The 14789-nt window shown below is 69.2% G+C and carries 13 protein-coding genes and 2 pseudogenes; 5 read left to right on the top strand and 10 right to left on the bottom strand.

Translation table 11 applies throughout. The features are described 5' to 3' along the window. Positions 1-258 precede the first annotated feature (258 nt). Complete coding sequence (locus tag ACQPWZ_RS18950) at positions 259-735, top strand: lamin tail domain-containing protein (RefSeq protein ID WP_433571933.1); 477 nt, start codon at positions 259-261, stop codon at positions 733-735. 123 nt (positions 736-858) lie between these two features. On the opposite strand, the gene ACQPWZ_RS18955 is transcribed toward ACQPWZ_RS18950, so the two are convergent. Further along, on the bottom strand, positions 859-1422 hold the full coding sequence (locus tag ACQPWZ_RS18955; protein WP_433571934.1) for a dihydrofolate reductase family protein: 564 nt from the start codon (positions 1420-1422) through the stop codon (positions 859-861). Between the two features lie 231 nt (positions 1423-1653). Between ACQPWZ_RS18955 and ACQPWZ_RS18960 the strand changes: the two genes are divergently transcribed. After that, the gene (locus ACQPWZ_RS18960) at positions 1654-2214 is read left to right on the top strand and encodes a DinB family protein (RefSeq protein ID WP_383233737.1); all 561 of its coding nucleotides are present in this window, start codon (positions 1654-1656) and stop codon (positions 2212-2214) included. Between the two features lie 40 nt (positions 2215-2254). On the opposite strand, the gene ACQPWZ_RS18965 is transcribed toward ACQPWZ_RS18960, so the two are convergent. Genes ACQPWZ_RS18965 through ACQPWZ_RS18980 form a run of 4 tightly spaced genes read right to left on the bottom strand, consistent with a single transcriptional unit; the run spans position 2255 to position 8677 of the window. After that, on the bottom strand, positions 2255-2818 hold the full coding sequence (locus ACQPWZ_RS18965; protein WP_433571935.1) for a hypothetical protein: 564 nt from the start codon (positions 2816-2818) through the stop codon (positions 2255-2257). A 10-nt stretch (positions 2819-2828) separates the two neighbouring features. Next, the gene (locus tag ACQPWZ_RS18970) at positions 2829-7613 is read right to left on the bottom strand and encodes a putative T7SS-secreted protein (protein WP_433571936.1); all 4785 of its coding nucleotides are present in this window, start codon (positions 7611-7613) and stop codon (positions 2829-2831) included. A 3-nt stretch (positions 7614-7616) separates the two neighbouring features. Further along, positions 7617-8264 carry a hypothetical protein gene (locus tag ACQPWZ_RS18975; protein ID WP_340474277.1) on the bottom strand — a complete coding sequence of 216 codons (648 nt, stop codon included), beginning with the start codon at positions 8262-8264 and terminating at the stop codon, positions 7617-7619. Then, the gene (locus ACQPWZ_RS18980) at positions 8264-8677 is read right to left on the bottom strand and encodes a hypothetical protein (protein ID WP_340474278.1); all 414 of its coding nucleotides are present in this window, start codon (positions 8675-8677) and stop codon (positions 8264-8266) included. The genes ACQPWZ_RS18975 and ACQPWZ_RS18980 overlap by 1 nt, the downstream gene beginning before the upstream one ends. A 550-nt stretch (positions 8678-9227) precedes the next feature. On the opposite strand from ACQPWZ_RS18980, the gene ACQPWZ_RS18985 reads away from it, so the two are divergent. Next, entirely contained in the window at positions 9228-10964 is a 1737-nt protein-coding gene (locus ACQPWZ_RS18985; RefSeq protein WP_433571937.1) for a protein kinase domain-containing protein, read from the top strand. A 91-nt stretch (positions 10965-11055) separates the two neighbouring features. Here ACQPWZ_RS18985 and ACQPWZ_RS18990 read toward each other — a convergent pair. Further along, positions 11056-11142, bottom strand: a pseudogene (locus ACQPWZ_RS18990) (NUDIX hydrolase); the annotation flags it as partial. On the opposite strand from ACQPWZ_RS18990, the pseudogene ACQPWZ_RS18995 reads away from it, so the two are divergent. Continuing rightward, positions 11143-11472: pseudogene (locus ACQPWZ_RS18995) on the top strand (ATP-binding protein); the annotation flags it as partial. Positions 11473-11603: 131 nt separating this feature from the next. On the opposite strand, the gene ACQPWZ_RS19000 reads toward ACQPWZ_RS18995, so the two are convergent. Beyond that, positions 11604-12035 carry an SCO4402 family protein gene (locus ACQPWZ_RS19000; RefSeq protein ID WP_433571938.1) on the bottom strand — a complete coding sequence of 144 codons (432 nt, stop codon included), beginning with the start codon at positions 12033-12035 and terminating at the stop codon, positions 11604-11606. 260 nt (positions 12036-12295) lie between these two features. Between ACQPWZ_RS19000 and ACQPWZ_RS19005 the strand changes: the two genes are divergently transcribed. Beyond that, on the top strand, positions 12296-12691 hold the full coding sequence (locus tag ACQPWZ_RS19005; RefSeq protein WP_433571939.1) for a DUF6188 family protein: 396 nt from the start codon (positions 12296-12298) through the stop codon (positions 12689-12691). Between the two features lie 253 nt (positions 12692-12944). Here ACQPWZ_RS19005 and ACQPWZ_RS19010 read toward each other — a convergent pair whose 3' ends face one another. The 3 genes from ACQPWZ_RS19010 to ACQPWZ_RS19020 form a co-directional block, all read right to left on the bottom strand. Beyond that, positions 12945-13517 carry a DUF6461 domain-containing protein gene (locus ACQPWZ_RS19010; protein ID WP_433571940.1) on the bottom strand — a complete coding sequence of 191 codons (573 nt, stop codon included), beginning with the start codon at positions 13515-13517 and terminating at the stop codon, positions 12945-12947. Positions 13518-13668: 151 nt separating this feature from the next. After that, complete coding sequence (locus tag ACQPWZ_RS19015) at positions 13669-14028, bottom strand: hypothetical protein (protein ID WP_433571941.1); 360 nt, start codon at positions 14026-14028, stop codon at positions 13669-13671. Further along, positions 14025-14492 (bottom strand): NUDIX hydrolase, encoded by a 468-nt coding sequence (locus ACQPWZ_RS19020; RefSeq protein WP_433571942.1) that lies wholly within the window; start codon positions 14490-14492, stop codon positions 14025-14027. Before ACQPWZ_RS19020 ends, ACQPWZ_RS19015 begins: the two co-directional genes overlap by 4 nt. Between the last annotated feature and the right edge of the window lie 297 nt (positions 14493-14789).

The raw sequence follows: 14789 nt of genomic DNA on the forward strand, positions 1-14789 counted from the left end.
TCGCAAAGGCTTGCTGTCAGTGACCGCCCGGGTTGGTGCAGCAGGCACGTTTTGTCTGGAACGTCACTTCACCAGTTAGTTGAACGACGCAATCAAGTGTTACGGAAATGTCCGCATTCAGTAACACGAAGCGGAGCACCTGCGGACCGGCGCCTCGGGGCCGCAGAGTTTGGGTCCTCGGCCCGGGGACGGCCGGGAACCCGTACAGCACAACGGGCCGAACGGACCGTTGTGCCCCTGATTCGAGGGGGCTTTCTCTTGTCTGCTTCTCGTACCGCTCGCACTCTTGTCGCCACCAGCCTGGCCGCCGGCGCGGTGGTGACCGCCCTGGCCATGCCGGCCGCGGCGGCCGACCGCGGACACGACCGCGGGCACGACCGCGGCCACGCCAAGTCGGCGATCGAGCTGGGCCGCATCCAGTACGACAGCCCTGGCCGCGAGGACAACTCCAACCGGTCCCGCAACGCGGAGTGGGTGGACATCAAGAACACCTCCCGCAAGCCGGTCCAGCTGAACGGCTGGACCCTGACCGACAAGGCGGGCCACCGCTACACGTTCCGGCACTTCACCCTCGCCGGCCGCTCCACCGTCCGCGTCCACACGGGCATCGGCCACGACACCCGGCGCGACGTCTTCCAGGACCGTCGCAACTACGTCTGGGACAACAAGGACAAGGCCATCCTCAAGGACCGCCGCGGCCACGTCGTCGACAGCAAGTCGTGGAACCGTCGCTGACACGGCGGGCAGCCGCGTAGGCGCTGCGCACCTTCGGCCTGAACCGGGCCGCACCGTATGACACCAGGGCCGGACCCCTCCTGACCGGGGCCCGGCCCTGGTCCGTGTCCGGTGCGGCCACGCTCAGGCCCGCGGAATGCCACGCCCGGTCGGCCGGTACTCGATCAGCAGCACCCGGTCGTCCAGGGCCCGATGCCCCACGAGCTCCAGGTCGGCGGACGCCACCCCCGCGAAGAACGGCTCACGGCCCGTTTCCCCCACCAGGAGGGGAAACGTCATCAGCCTCAACCGGTCGACGAGCCCCGCGCGGCACAACTGCCGTGCCACGGAAAGACTCCCGATCGTGCGCAGCGGCACGTCGCTCTCACGCTTGAGCCGGCCGACCTCGGTGACGAGGTCCTCATGACAGACGCGGGTGTTCGGCCACGAGGCCGACTCCAGCGTCGATGAGAACACCACCTTGTCCAGCCCGGCCATCCGCTCCCACGACGCATCCCGCGGATCCCGTGGCAGCCCGGCAAGCGCCTCGTAGGTCCGCCGCCCCAGGATGACCAGTTGCGGCCGGTTCACCTCACCCTTGATCCACGCATCGAGCTCGGGTCCGAAGTACCCGAAATACCCGGGCGAGGTGGCCCCGCCGGCCCATCCGTCGACCGAGAGAAACACATCGACCGTCAGTGTCTGCACAGCTGCCCCTTCGCGGGTGTGGCCCCGGGTGTCTACGGCTCCGGGGTGCCCCGGGAGCCCTTCTGCAGGAGACGTCGGAGCGGGGCGGGGCTTCTCGACACGATCCGACCCGGCCGCCGCCACCCCTGCCGCGGAAATTGGGGGGCGCCCAGGTGGTCGTCCCTGACACATTGGGCGGCAGACTCGGGGCACCCGCGCGCTTGGGCCGTCCCATGGACGAACAGGGAGCGCATGAGCGACCGACCCGCACGATGGACCCAGGCAACCGTCTACCCCGACATGTGGGCCGACCCGAACGACGACCCGCGCAACAGCGAGGGTGCCAGCCCGGACGGCGAGCTCGCGACGCTGGACGACTTCCTGACCAACTACCGCATGACCCTGCGGATGAAGTGCGAGGGCCTGACCCCGGAGCAACTGGCCCGCCGGTCGGTCCCGCCGTCGACGATGTCGCTGCTGGGCATGCTCCGACACCTCGCCGAGGTCGAACGCGACTGGCGCAACTGGATCACCGACGGCGATCCGGTACCGAAGCTGTACGGCGAACGCGACGCGGACTTCACCGGAGCCGTCGCCGATCAGGCGGTGGTCGACGCCGCGTACGCGGACCTGGAACGCGAACAGGCGGCCACGGACGCGGCCCTGGCCGAGCACCCGGACCTGGGTGCGCGGGTGGGCAAGGAGGACATCGCGGTGCGCGAACTGCTGGTGCACCGCATCGAGGAGTACGCCCGCCACTGCGGCCACGCGGACCTGTTGCGGGAGTGCGTCGACGGACGGGTGGGGCAGTGACGAGGACCGGGGGGCGTCCGCACCTGCCGGGCCGGGTGCGTCAGCGCGTGGCTTCCCGCTCTGCCGACCACACGGCGGATTTCTGAATCGTCGGGCCGTCGACCCGGACCGCGCCCGCCGCGTAGGCGGCCCACAGCAGGTCCTGGCAGCCGAAGAAGGATTCCCCCCAGCTGTCCACCCAGATGTGGACGCGGGACGGTCCGGCCCGTGTGGCGTCCCACCACTCCCAGCCTCGCGATTCCTCGTCGGGGTCGAAGCGGTACAGCCAGTTCTGCAGTTCCCACGGCCGGCCGCCTCCCGTGTGCTCCACATATCCGTCGCGGCCGGCCCTGGCGAACTGCGGGGCCCGCGCCTCGTCACCGGAACTCACGGCCACGAACCAGTCCGGAACATCGTCGGCCGGAAGACTCTCCTGCTCGAAATCCGCGGTGGCCCCCAGTCGCACAGCAGGCGAAAGGACCGAACGCAGACGCTCCTCGTATTCCGCGGCGTCGCCGGAGACATGAACGACGAAGAGGGAGAGGACGGGCGGCGCGGATTCGGCACTCGGGCGATCCCGGAGTCGCTGCAATTCCGAGGCCAGACTGTCGCTGGTGTGCATCATTTGATGAGGGTCACCCTTCTCGGACCACGCGTCCAGATCCGGGGATAATAGCATCCCTCAGCCCGTCGAGCAGCTTGTCAGGAATTCCGTAGAGGTGGGGACCCTTTGTGGGGTCTGATATCTCGGGGTATTCCTTCAGGAGGGCTTTCCATTCCTGTCGGGTGAACGCGGAACCGTCGGGATGGTCGTCCTTGTTCTGCGGAAGCGCGTCGTCGTGAATGGAATCGCGATAGGACTTCGGAACGTCGTACGAAACAATTTGCCCGCTGTCGGAACGGAATTCGACGGTGTGCTTCATGTCCCCGCTCATATTGAGATAGAGCTTGCCGTGCCCGGTGATCGTCACCTCGCCGTTCTCCCCGATGTGGACGCGCTGGCTCAGCGGATGATCCGTCTGTTTGCGGTAGACCGTCACCGTTTCGTCCGGGCACCCGACGGGTGCGAGCCCGAGGGGGTCGGCCGCGGTGTGGGGGTTGTTGACGTAGGCCACGGGGTTCGGGGCGGGCGCGAGCCCGAGCGGATCCGGCGTCAGATAACGGGCGGTCTCCGGGTCGTAGTGGCGGAAGTAGTTGTAGTGCAGACCGGTTTCCGGATCGAAGTACTGACCGGGGAAGCGCAGCGGGGTGTACGCGGTGGAGGTGCGCGACCAGGTGGTGGTGCCCCACAGCGTGGTGCGGGTGTGCCAGGCGATGTCGCCGGACTCGTCGACGAGTTCGGTGGGCGTGCCGACGAGGTCGGTGACGATGGCGAAGAAGCGCCGGTCGACCTCTTCCTGGGAGGGATCGGCCCCAGTGATGCGTTCGGTCTGGGCCAGCGGGCGCATGCCGGAGTGGTCCCAGGTGAGGACGACCGGGTGCGCGAGGTCGGCGGAGGTGGTGGTCTGTTCGCAGAGGGTGCTGCCGTCCCAGGTGAAGCTCACCTGCTCGACCACGGTGACACCGTCGCGTGCGAGCCGCTGTTTGGCGGTCCGGCGGCCGAGCGGGTCGTAGAGGTAGCGCCACCGGGTGCCGTCCGGGGTGGTGACGGCCGTCAGGCGGTCCTCGGCGTCCCAGGTGTAGCGCCACGTAGCGGGCTTGCGTGACAGCCGCGTTTTCTGGCGCAGGACGATGCGGCCGGCGGCGTCGTGCTCGTAACGGACGTCGCCGGCGCGGGTGATGCGGGTCCCCGCGTACGTGCGCGGACCCATCGCCTCCTGACCGGGCATGGACGCGGGCCACGAGGCGGCCGTCTGGTTGCCCGCCTCGTCGTAGGCGTACGTCTCGCTCCAGCCGTCCGCGTGGACCGCGGTGACGCGACCGGCCGGGTCGAGGTCGAAACGCCGGGGCCCGGAGAGCTCGTCGTCGATGCCGGTCAGCAGCCCGTCGGCGCGATAGTTGTAGGTACGGCGGTTGAGGCTGCGCCCGGCGGACGAGGTCTCCTGCCCGGCGACGCGTCCGGCCGCGTCCCACTCGGTCGTGAACGTGAGCATCTCGCCGAACTGCCGGGTCAGTTCGCGGCCGGTGGCGTCACGGTCGAAGTCCACCTCGTGTCCACCGCTGGTCTGCCGGACGAGGTTCCCGGCGGCGTCGTACGAGTACGTGGTGACCTGTCCGCTGGGGGTCACCCGGCGCGTGCGGCGGCCCAGGGCGTCGTAGGCGTGCGTGGTGACCCGGCCGTCGGCCAGCTCTGTCTTGACCCGCCCACTGCGGTCGTACTGATAGCTGAGTTCGCCGTCCGGACCGGAGGCGTGGAGCAGCCCGCCGCCAGGGGCGTACGTGTAACCGGTGGTCCGGCCGCCCGCAACCTTGCGGGTCACCCGGCCGCCGATGTCGCGCTCGTAGTGGATGGTCTCGCCCGTCGGCGTGGTGCGGCGGGCCACCTGACCGAGGGGGTCGAGTCCGTAGCCGAGCGTGCGGCCGTCGAAGTCCGTTTCGGCGATCACCCGGCCCGCGTCGTCGTACGCGTAACTCCACGTCAGGCCCTGCGGGTTGGTCACCCGGGTCAGGCGCAGCTCCGCGTCGTGGTCGAACGTGTAGCGGCACCCGTCCGGGCCGGTTCGCGCTGTCAGGAGGTCGAAGTGGGTGTACTCGTAGTGGGTGGTGTGGCCCAGGGAGTCGGTGTGGCTGAGGCAGTTGCCCTCGCCGTCCCAGGTCCACGACTCGGCGGCGCCGCCGGGCGCGGTGCGGCGCGAGAGAAGGCCGTCGGCGTTCCACTCGAAGCCGGTGACCGCTCCCAAGGCGTCCGTGACGCTCAGGAGGCGGCCGAAGGCGTCGCGCCGGTAGCGGGTCGTGCCGCCGAGCGGGTCGGTCACTTCCAGCGGCAGGCCGGACCGGTCGCAGCGTACGGTCGTCACCTCGCCGACGGCGTCGACGACGGTCTCGGGGCGGCCGTGTGCGTCGTAGGTGTAGCGCGTGGTCCGTCCCGCGGGGTCGGTGAGAGCGGTCCGGTTGCCGCGGTCGTCGAACTCCTGCCGCCACCGGGCACCGCCGGGAGCGTTGATCCCGGTCGCCTGGCCCGAGGCGTCGCGCTCCGCGTGAATCGTGCTTCCGTCGGGGCGGGTGAGGGTGGAGAGCCGGCCTTCCTCGTCGTAGGCGAAGGAGGTCGTCCGCCCGAGCGCGTCCGTGCGGCTGAGCCGGTTGCCTCGGGTGTCGTACGTGAAACGGGTGGTGTGGCCGAGCGGGTCGGTGGTCGCGAGGACGCGGTTGCCCTCGCCGATGAGGTGGCAGGTGGTGTGGCCCTCGGCGGTGGTCAAGGTGGTGGTGCGGTGGCCCGTCGCCGGGTCGGGTTCGCCATAGCTGAGGGTGACGCGGAAGTGTCCGGCCTCTCCGCCCTCGGACGTCACCCGGTGCCGGTCGTCGTACGTGTACGCGTAGCCGCGGCTGTTGGAGTCGACCCAGCCCGTCACCCTGTGGTGCTCGTCGTACGCGAAGGTGAGGGTGGCACCCGAGGGCTTGGTGACCTCGGTGAGGTTGCCGTCCGTGTAGCCGTAGGCCATGACGGGCCGGGCCGGCTGTCCGTCCGGCCCGGCGTCCGTTCCGGTCAGCGCCAGTGCGGTGACGCGGCCCTCGGCCGTGGCCAGGGACAGGTGGTAGCCGGCCGAGTGGACCAGCGCCAGGGGCGTGCCGTCGTCCGCGCGGTCCAGGGCGACCGTGTTGCCGTTGCTGTCGGCGACCTCTACGAGCCAGCCGTCACCGTCGCCGCCGGGGTCCGCCCCGGGAGGGCCGGCGAAGTGCTTGGTCAGCCGGGTCTCGGGGTCGGTGAGCGTGTAGTCACCGGTCTCGTCGCGGCTCAGGACGCTGCGTGAGGTGCCGGTCTCCGGACGGGTGGAGAGGCCGGGGACGGGATGGGGGTAGGTGATCAGGAGGCCGTCGTCGGTGACATGGATGACCCCGGCGGCGTCGATCTCCAGGCGTTCGTCGACGGTTGACGACCAGGAGGGGCCGAAGAACCGGCCGGCGGTGTAGCCCGACTCCACCCGGCGGGTGAAGGCGAGGGGCAGCACCCCGGGGAGCACCACGTCGGTCTGGGGGAGGAACATGCGGCCCGAGGCCAGGTCGACCGGGTCGGTGCCGTCGGCGGTGCGCTCACCGTCGGGGCGGTTGTGGGTGCCGTTGGGGGCGTCGTCGACCAGCCCTCGGGCCCGGCGGGACGCGTTGGCCGCGTCGGCCAGCTCGTCGGCCAGGCGTACGCCCTTGATCCCGGCGCCCGCGCCTCCGGTGGCGGCGGTCAGCGCCAGGTCGGGGATGAGCCGGCCGAATCCTTCGGCGGGGTCCTTCATGAAGTCGGTGACCATCTGCTTGCCCGCGCCCCAGGGGTCGTTGGCGACCTGGACGAGCCCCGCGGCGGTGTTGTTCAGGGCGAGCGCGTATTCAGCGGGATGCGTGATGTTGTACGGGTCGGTGGGATTCACGCTGCGGACGAAGCTGAGCAGCCCGGCGGTCCCCTTGATGATGCCGCCGCCGAAATGGGTCTGCATGATCTGCAGTTCGTCCAGGCCGTCCTTGGCCTGCTCGGCGTACGACGGCTTGGGCGGGGCCGTGTCCCGCGCCGCCCGGACCGCGGTACGGGCCGTCTCGGCAGCCGTGTTGCGCTGCTTGCGGGCCTCGGCGAGGATCTGCTGGGCCTCCTCCATCCGTCCCTTGCCCGGGTCGGTGAACTCACCCGGCTTCGGCGGCAGCGAGGCGGGGTTGCGCTGGTCGGCGGGCTGCGCGTTGTACTGGTCGGCGGCCTTGTTGTAGGTGTCGACCTTCGACTTGTGTGCGTTCAGGGCGTCCTCGGACGCCTTGGTGCCCGCCTTCCACTTGTCGATGGCGGTCTGCGCCTGGCCCTGCGCCCACTCCACGGTCCCGGCGAACGCCTCCAGCGCACCCGCGGCCTTCTCACACGCGTCGGCCGCCTTGTGCCACTTCGGCGGCTCGATCTTCACCGTCGCGCGGAAGGCGTCCGCCGCCTCGCCCTTGAGCGAGGAGGAGTCCAGTCCTCCGAGACCACCGGCGACATTGCTGAACGCGCTCTGGAAATCCTTGAGATGTGAGGCGGTCGAGCGGATCTTGGAGGCGCTGCCGTAGATGAGTTTCGTCTTGTCCTCGGTCTGGCCCAGGTCCATCTCATCGACCTCGGCGCCCATCCGGTTCGCCAGGGAACGGGACTGCTCACGCACCCAGTCGGCGCCGGAGTCCCAGCCCACGTCCTCGAGCCGGTCCGCGGTCCAGTTCCCGGCGTCCTCGACCCGGTCGCCGGCCCACTCCACGCCGTCCTCGACCGCGTCCTCGACGACATCCGGTGTGATGTCACTGACAAAATCGCCGATGCCCATGGATCAGTTCCCCCCGTTGCCCTGCTCTTCCGCCTGGCGGGCCCGTTCCTCGGGCGAAGGGCCGAAGGTCTCGTCGACCGCCCGGTCGAAGTCCCCCTGGTCGACCCCGATCAGATCGTTGAGCATGCTCGACTGACGCCCGCCGTTGCCCTCGGTCAGCAGAGCCCGACCGGTGTCCTTCCAGGTCTGCGCGGCCTCGTCGCGGGTCTTCTGAAACGATTCCGCGCTGTAGTCCGGGTTCAGATAGTCCGGGGTGAAGACATCGCCCCAGTTCTGTTTGACGATGTCGTCCTCGGAGGCGTGCGGATTGCCGACGGCGGAGTTCACCGCGATCTTGAACGCGCCCTGGACGTACTGGTCCTCCTCCCAGAGCAGCCCGGCCGCCAGGCCCAGTTTCGACGCGATGGTGTTGGCGTCCTGGACCAGCGCCCGAACACCCCACTCCCAGCGTTCGCAGTAGTCCTCGAAGTCGACCGAGAGCCCGTGGTGGCCCGCCTCCATGCCGGTCATCGACATGTCGGAGAAGCCCTTGCCCAGCACCGAACCACTGCCGGTGCCGACATCCCGCAGCTCGGACACCGCGGCCCGCAGCCCTTTGGTGATCCGCTGAACGCTCTCCTTGTCGACCTTCAGGTCCTCGGCGCCGCCCATCAGTCGCGTCCGCTCTCGTCGACAGCGGCGGCATCGGGCACGATGCCCGTCACCGGCGGGAACAGCATGGCCCCGGCGGGATCCGCGATGTTGAGTGCCAGCCCCGCCGGTTCGCCCATGGCTGGGACGACCTCGTCCAGCAGCCGCGCGCCGCGCATCTCGGCGAACTCCCACGACCGGCCGGTCTCCCGCCCGTCCCCGGTGTCCCGCGACTGCGCGAACCGGGCCAGCGCCTGCTCGTCCGTGAACCCGCAGATCCAGCGCACCCCGCCGAACGCGGCCGTCCACAGCCCACCGCCGTCGTACGGCACCAGGACCAGTGCCCGCCGCAACTCCCCGACCAGCGCGCGGGGATCTCCCACCCCGGCCCGCCGCTCGGCTATCCGATCCGTCAGCGCTGTCCCGTCAGCCATGGAGCCTCCGTTCATGTGCCACTGCCGCGTGGTCCTGGATCCCGGACACCGTAGGACACCACGCTCGGCATGAACCAGCGGTTCCGCCGACCTTGGCGGCATGCGATGTGAGGCAGGGGCGGGGTCACCGGGCGCATCGACGGTGGATGGCCTGCCGGCTGCCCGCCCCGAAGCGCTGGAGAGGCCGCTCGACCATGGGCTCGGGTCCAGGGTGGGACGGTGCAGATGCACCGCCTCACCCACACGATCGTCCGTGACCAGCTCACCCCGGCCGAGCGCGCCGACGCCGCCCGGGCCGCCGAAGCCCCGGAGCGGGGCGGAGACAGGAGCGTCGTCCCAGGCGGTGACGCCGAGCGGAAGTTGGTACCCGGCTCGGACATCCGACGCCGGCCGAGACGCACGCCCAGGGACCTCCGTGCCCGCCAGGGGCGACACCTCGATGGGCGGCCACAAACCTGCGCACGGCCGCCGCCTTCCCCTCACGCCCCTGCCTCTACCCTTGAGGACTTCGGATTGATGGTTCACGAACAACCACGGAACGGAGCGTGCGGTGACCGCGGGGGAAGCGCAGGGCGGAGAGCTGACGGGCAAGGTACTCGGCGGGCGTTACCGGGTGACCTCCATCATCGGGCGCGGCGGCATGGGAGTGGTCGCCCGGGCGGTGGACGAACTCCTGAACCGAGAGGTCGCCGTCAAGGTCCTGCGGGCCTTCACCGACACCTCAGCAGCCGAACTGGCCGACGTGCGGGCCCGGATGCAACGGGAGGCGCAGGCCGCCGCCCGTATCCGGCACAGCGGCGTGGTCACCGTGCACGACGTGACCGAGGAGCAGGGCCTCCCGGTCATCGTCATGGAACTCGTCGACGGGCCCTCGCTCGACGACGTGCTGACGGAGCGCGGCACACTGGAGCCCCACGAAGCCGCCGCGATCGGCGCGAAGCTGATGGACGCGCTCGACGCCGCGCACCGGGTCGGCGTACTGCACCGGGACGTCAAGCCGGGAAACGTGCTGATCGAGCACGGCGGCAGGGTCGTGCTCACCGATTTCGGCATCGCCAGCATGGAAGCCTCCGGCGACGACGCCATGGCCAAGCTGACCCAGAGCGGCCAACTCGTCGGTTCCCTCGACTATTTGCCGCCGGAGCGTGCGCAGGGCAGGGAGCCCGGTCCCGCGTCGGACATCTGGTCGCTCGGCATGACGCTCTACGCAGCCGTGGAGGGCACTTCGCCGTTCCGCCGCACGTCCGCGTGGTCCACCCTTTCGGCGATCGTCACCGAGCCTCTTCCGGAGCCCCGCCGGGCGGGACTGCTCGCGCCGGTGCTCCAGGCGCTGATGGCGAAGGAGCCGGAGAACCGGCCCACCGCGGAACAGGCGCGCGGCATGCTGGAGCGCGTCGCCTCGGGCGGGACGGTGCACCTCGCATCCGCTGCGCCGACGCCGGCACCCGCTCCCGCGCCCCCGGCGGGTCCCGGTCCCGCGGCCGCACCGGTCCCCGGGTTCGGTCCCCCGCTGTTCCCCCAGCCTGAGCCTCCGCACGGAGGCTACGTGCAGCCCGACCTGCCGCCGACGCTGCCGCAGCACGGCGCGCCGGGCGCCGGCCACGCCGGAGTCCCCGCTCCCGAGACGGGCCGGACAGCAGCCCGTCGCGCACGGCGCCGCGGCAACCGCACCGTCGTCGCGGCAGCGGCCGCCGTCGCGCTCCTCGCCGCAGGCGGCGGCATCACCTACGCCCTGACGTCCCCACAGGGCGGCACGACCACGGACGGCGCACAGGCGACGCCGCCGGTCGTCGGCTCCCCCTCGGACAGCCCCCGGTCGACGGCGGGCAGCACCCCGGCGTCCGCCGGTCTTCCCGGAACGTCCTCGAAGCCATCGGCCACGGAGGAGCCTGACGGCCGTGAGGACGAGGAAATCGGCTCCACGAAGAAGCCCGGCGGCGAAGACGACAAGCCGACCGAGAGCCCGTCGGCCTCCCCGGAGACTGAGCCCAGCCCGACCGTGAAGGAACCCACCCCGGTGTCGACGGCCTGCACCGGCTGGGCCCACGAGAACCGCAGCGACGGCTACGGCACCCTGGGCGAGACGACCCACCTCTACACCGGGCCGTACGCGGAATGCCAGTACGTGACCGTGGTCAAGACCGGTGCGAAGCTCTACTACCACTGCTACGTCACCAACGCCCACGGCAACAAGTGGATCTACGCCCGTTTCGATGGGACGAACACCGAAGGCTGGGTCCACAGCATCAAACTCACCAAGGAGAGCGGCACTCTGCGCCGCTGCTAGGCGTTCCCGACCAGGGCTGCACGGGGGCGGCTTCAGCGGCGGTCTTCGGCGGCCCGTACCAACTGGCTGATGCCGTCCCGCGTGCGGGTTCTGAGTAGACCTCGGACATCCGCTCGGCGACTTCCTCGGGCGTGAGCCAGGCGACTGCGGTCGATTCGTCGGAGGTGCGCTCGGTGCCGAGTTCTTTGACCCGTACCGCCTGGCATGCTCGCTGGACGACTGCGTCCTGATGGTCTCCGAGTTGGTCACCGACGCGATCCTCTACGGCGAGGCCGAGGATGCGTGGCGGGTGCGCGTCGAGTGGTGGCGCGTGGGGGAGGCGTTGCGGGTCGACGTGCACAATCCCGGGTTTCCGGCCCATGTGCGAATGCGGCAACCCGCCGCCGACGAGGCGCATGGGCGAGGGCTCTGTCTGATCGATGAACTGTCGGACTCCTGGAGTGCCGGACCGAGTCCGCTCGGCGGGACAGTGGTCTCATTCGTGGTCGCCGGCGCTTGGAAGGTCTGAGCCCTTGCCCACAAATAGCGCGCCAAGGGTGGTGACTGTTAGTCGCGTGACTAGGTTGCTCGTCGTCCTGCCGGCCTTTTTCACGTCGAGTTGCGGGGGCGCCCCGACAGGTACGCCGAAAGAGGCGCCTCTCACCTGCTGCGATGGTCCGCAGGCTTCCCCGCTTGTCCGACACCGACCAACGCAGCAAGCTGTGTCAGGTCGTTTGTGACCATGACCTGGGCAAGACGTCCGGCGACGGCCACGACTCCCGGCCAGGCGGCTGACGCGAGATACTCCGCGTCGGTGTCGTTGGGCGCCTCGTCCGCTGCGGCATTGAGCGCGACGCCGAGCTCCCTCATCAGGGCAACCTCTTCCTCAGTTCTCAGACTGACGCCGAGGTATCGCTCGGGCTCGTCGGCGTCACAGAAGTCATCGAAGAGGGTGTGGAAGACATGGTCCATGCTTTCAAACGCTGATGGGTCGAGCCACACGTTCCGTTGCCACGGTGGATTGGCCAGAGCCAAGACCACGGGCACGACGTGGACGCGGTAGTTCGCTATGAGTTGGCCGTCTTCGCTCACGAGCCCGAGCCTAGCGACCCCAGCCTGAGGAGGCGCCGGCACTCTCAGGAGCACCGCTTGAGGAGCGACGTTGGGCCATCCTGTGGGTGACCTGCAGATTCGTACCGTGGGCAGAGTCCCGGCCGAACTCACCCCTGCGGACCTCGGCCCCCCCGTGAGTCCCCACCCGTTCTGGCGCGAGAGTGGCACGGGCACCCTCTGATCCACAGCCCTATTCTGGCCGTCGGGCTGTCGGCTTGTTTCGGGATGTGGGGGACGGCATGAAGGTTCCTGTGGCCTTGATCGGCTCTCGGGTAGAGCGCACGTCGTTTGATCAGCAGGTGCGGCTGACCTTGTGTGCCTTGGATCCGGACGAGGGGTACCGGCTGGACGCCGAGTTGATACTGGAGACGCCGTTTCTGTTCCGGGACGCTGCCGGCGAGTGGCACGAGTTGGATCCTGGCACAGGGGTGTGTCTCGCACCTGTTCTAGCGCTTTACGGGCAGTCGGTCGCTGCGGTCGACGTGCGCGACCGGGGTGCGTTGGTCATCGACTTTCACGATGGCGCAGGGCTCTGGATCGGTCCCGACCCTCAGTTCGAGTCTTGGCATCTGACCGGCCACGGTGTCGCCTCGCTCATGGTTGGTCCAGGCGGCGAGGATGGCTGGGATCGTTGATCGGCGATATCCCCTTCTACAGCACGAGACTTCGGCCTGGCCGGCCGCAGACCTGAAAATGTGGCCGCATCCTTATCAGGTCGGTCCGAGATCCGGGTTGCGGCAAGGGAGGCAGCCGGTGCCTGCGGATCGCGGCAGAAGTGATCGCCGGAGAACGCTCCGATTCGCCTCTGTTGGTGTCAGCCATTGATGTCACGAGCAGTCCAACAGGAGTCACGGGAGCCACGCCGCTTCGGGGTCGCTGCCGAGCGTGCTAGGTGAAGCAAGCAGCACGGTGCGGAGTGAGGCGTCCATCCAGGCGGGATCGACAGCTACGCCCATCGTGCGTTCCATGAGCGCGAAGGATTCGGCGCACAAGGCCCCCCATGTGGAACGTGACGCCCTCCGCCCATACGGGCACCTCTGGCTTGGGGTCCATCCACGCTGCATCCTCCAGATCGAAGGGGTCGAACATGCCGTCCACCCGGCCGTCGAGAGCGTGCAGCACCTGATAGCGAGCGTTGACGTTCCGGTAGACGCTGAAGAACTCACCACCGCCCGCTGAGGCTCGCCTGGCGATCTCCGGAATACTGCCGTGGAAACCCCACTCGATGGCGATGACGTGCCTGTCAACGGTGACCACGCGCAGTAGCTCGTAGTCCTCGTAGAGATGACTTGCCTGCTCGTCGACACTCTCGGCAAACGTCATCGTCCGAGACGCTGCCGGATCACCACCGAAAGCCCCGATCACTTCGTCCTCGGTCTTCCCCGAGATCACAGAGAAGGTGTACGCCTCGGGCTCGTCTGCGTCAGCCCAGGCGTATTGCGCAACGAGGTCATCCCACACAGCGTGTCCCTCCTTGTTCCGGGTTGATCGCTTCGGCCGTCTTCGCCTCGGCCAAGATGTCTCGCTCCAGCCGCGCGACCGGCGTAGCAGGGGACGGAGCGGGGCGGAGACAGCAGCGTCGGGGCCGCACCTTGATCTCGTAGAGAAAGTACTACCGCACTGCGTCGCGACGCTCAGCTCGGTACTGGTCGAGCAGGCTGAAGAACAGCTCGATCGCCGGCGTTCCGGCCGTCTCCGCCTCGCGTTCGATCTCTGTGGCCCAGCCCAGCGAACTCTCGTAGCCGTTGCGGTGCCACAGCCACTGGTCGAAGGGTGAGACAGCGCCTGGGGTCCGGAAGGGGAAGTCCTCTTCGACTCCGTGAACGCTCATGGCTGCGTGGTACCCGATCAGCATGGAGTCGAGGTGCTGCAACGATCTCCAGCGCACCCATATGCCGGGTCGAAGCCGTATCTCGTCGAGGAAGTCGTGGACATCGTGAAGCTCGTGGAGCTGACGCGGGGCCTGGGTCATACGGACCCCGCGAGGTGCTTGCCGTCATGGCTGCGCACGTGAGGCCCTGCCTCGTCCAAGGCGTCCAGCAGTCGTACCGAGTAGACCTCGGACATCCGCTCGGCGACTTCCTCGGGCGTGAGCCAGGCGACGGCCGTCGACTCGTCGGAGGTGCGCTCGGTGCCGGCGGAGGGCTTGCAGCGGAAGACCAGGGCGATGATGCCGCGGGCCGTGTTCTTGTAGACGCCGGAGAGCTCGCCCACCTCGACCTGGATGCCCGTCTCCTCCAGGACCTCGCGTCTGACTCCTGCTTCGGGTGACTCGGAGAGCTCCAGGATGCCGCCCGGAAGTTCCCAAGTCCCGTTGTCCGCCCGGCGGATCGCCAGGAGTCTGCCGTCCTCGCGCATCACGGCCCCGGCCACCGACACGGAGTGCAAGGGTCTTGGCTGCGTTTCGTGGGCGCTATGACTCATCCGGTGGAGCATAGGGTGCACGACCCGGTCCGGGGGCCGGCGCTCATGGATGCGACGGAGCGAGCCGGGCGGTCGCTTTCGGCCTCGACCCGAAGAATCGCGGACGATCAACCACGTGGTGCAGATCTGCTGCGACGCACCCGGCCCGGTTGGGGCAACAACAAAGCCCCGGGCCGCTGGCCTGGGGCTTCTCTATGGAGCGGGTGACGGGAATCGAACCCGCGCTCTGAGCTTGGGAATCACGGGGCAGTTCGGGACACCGGGGCGCTTGGCCAGGCAGAACAGCGCACGGCGCTCTCGCGGGAGTCG

Source organism: Streptomyces sp. CA-251247 (genome assembly GCF_050952975.1).
GTDB lineage: Bacteria > Actinomycetota > Actinomycetes > Streptomycetales > Streptomycetaceae > Streptomyces > Streptomyces achmelvichensis.

What these genes read in the sequence shown, in the direction of transcription:
- ACQPWZ_RS18965 (WP_433571935.1), bottom strand. Translation starts at nt 2,818, where the DNA reads ATGATGCACACCAGCGACAGTCTGGCCTCGGAATTGCAGCGACTCCGG.
- ACQPWZ_RS19005 (WP_433571939.1), top strand. Translation starts at nt 12,296, where the DNA reads ATGAAGGTTCCTGTGGCCTTGATCGGCTCTCGGGTAGAGCGCACGTCG.
- ACQPWZ_RS19020 (WP_433571942.1), bottom strand. Translation starts at nt 14,492, where the DNA reads ATGCTCCACCGGATGAGTCATAGCGCCCACGAAACGCAGCCAAGACCC.
- ACQPWZ_RS18975 (WP_340474277.1), bottom strand. Translation starts at nt 8,264, where the DNA reads ATGGGCGGCGCCGAGGACCTGAAGGTCGACAAGGAGAGCGTTCAGCGG.
- ACQPWZ_RS19015 (WP_433571941.1), bottom strand. Translation starts at nt 14,028, where the DNA reads ATGACCCAGGCCCCGCGTCAGCTCCACGAGCTTCACGATGTCCACGAC.
- ACQPWZ_RS18980 (WP_340474278.1), bottom strand. Translation starts at nt 8,677, where the DNA reads ATGGCTGACGGGACAGCGCTGACGGATCGGATAGCCGAGCGGCGGGCC.
- ACQPWZ_RS18960 (WP_383233737.1), top strand. Translation starts at nt 1,654, where the DNA reads ATGAGCGACCGACCCGCACGATGGACCCAGGCAACCGTCTACCCCGAC.
- ACQPWZ_RS18970 (WP_433571936.1), bottom strand. Translation starts at nt 7,613, where the DNA reads ATGGGCATCGGCGATTTTGTCAGTGACATCACACCGGATGTCGTCGAG.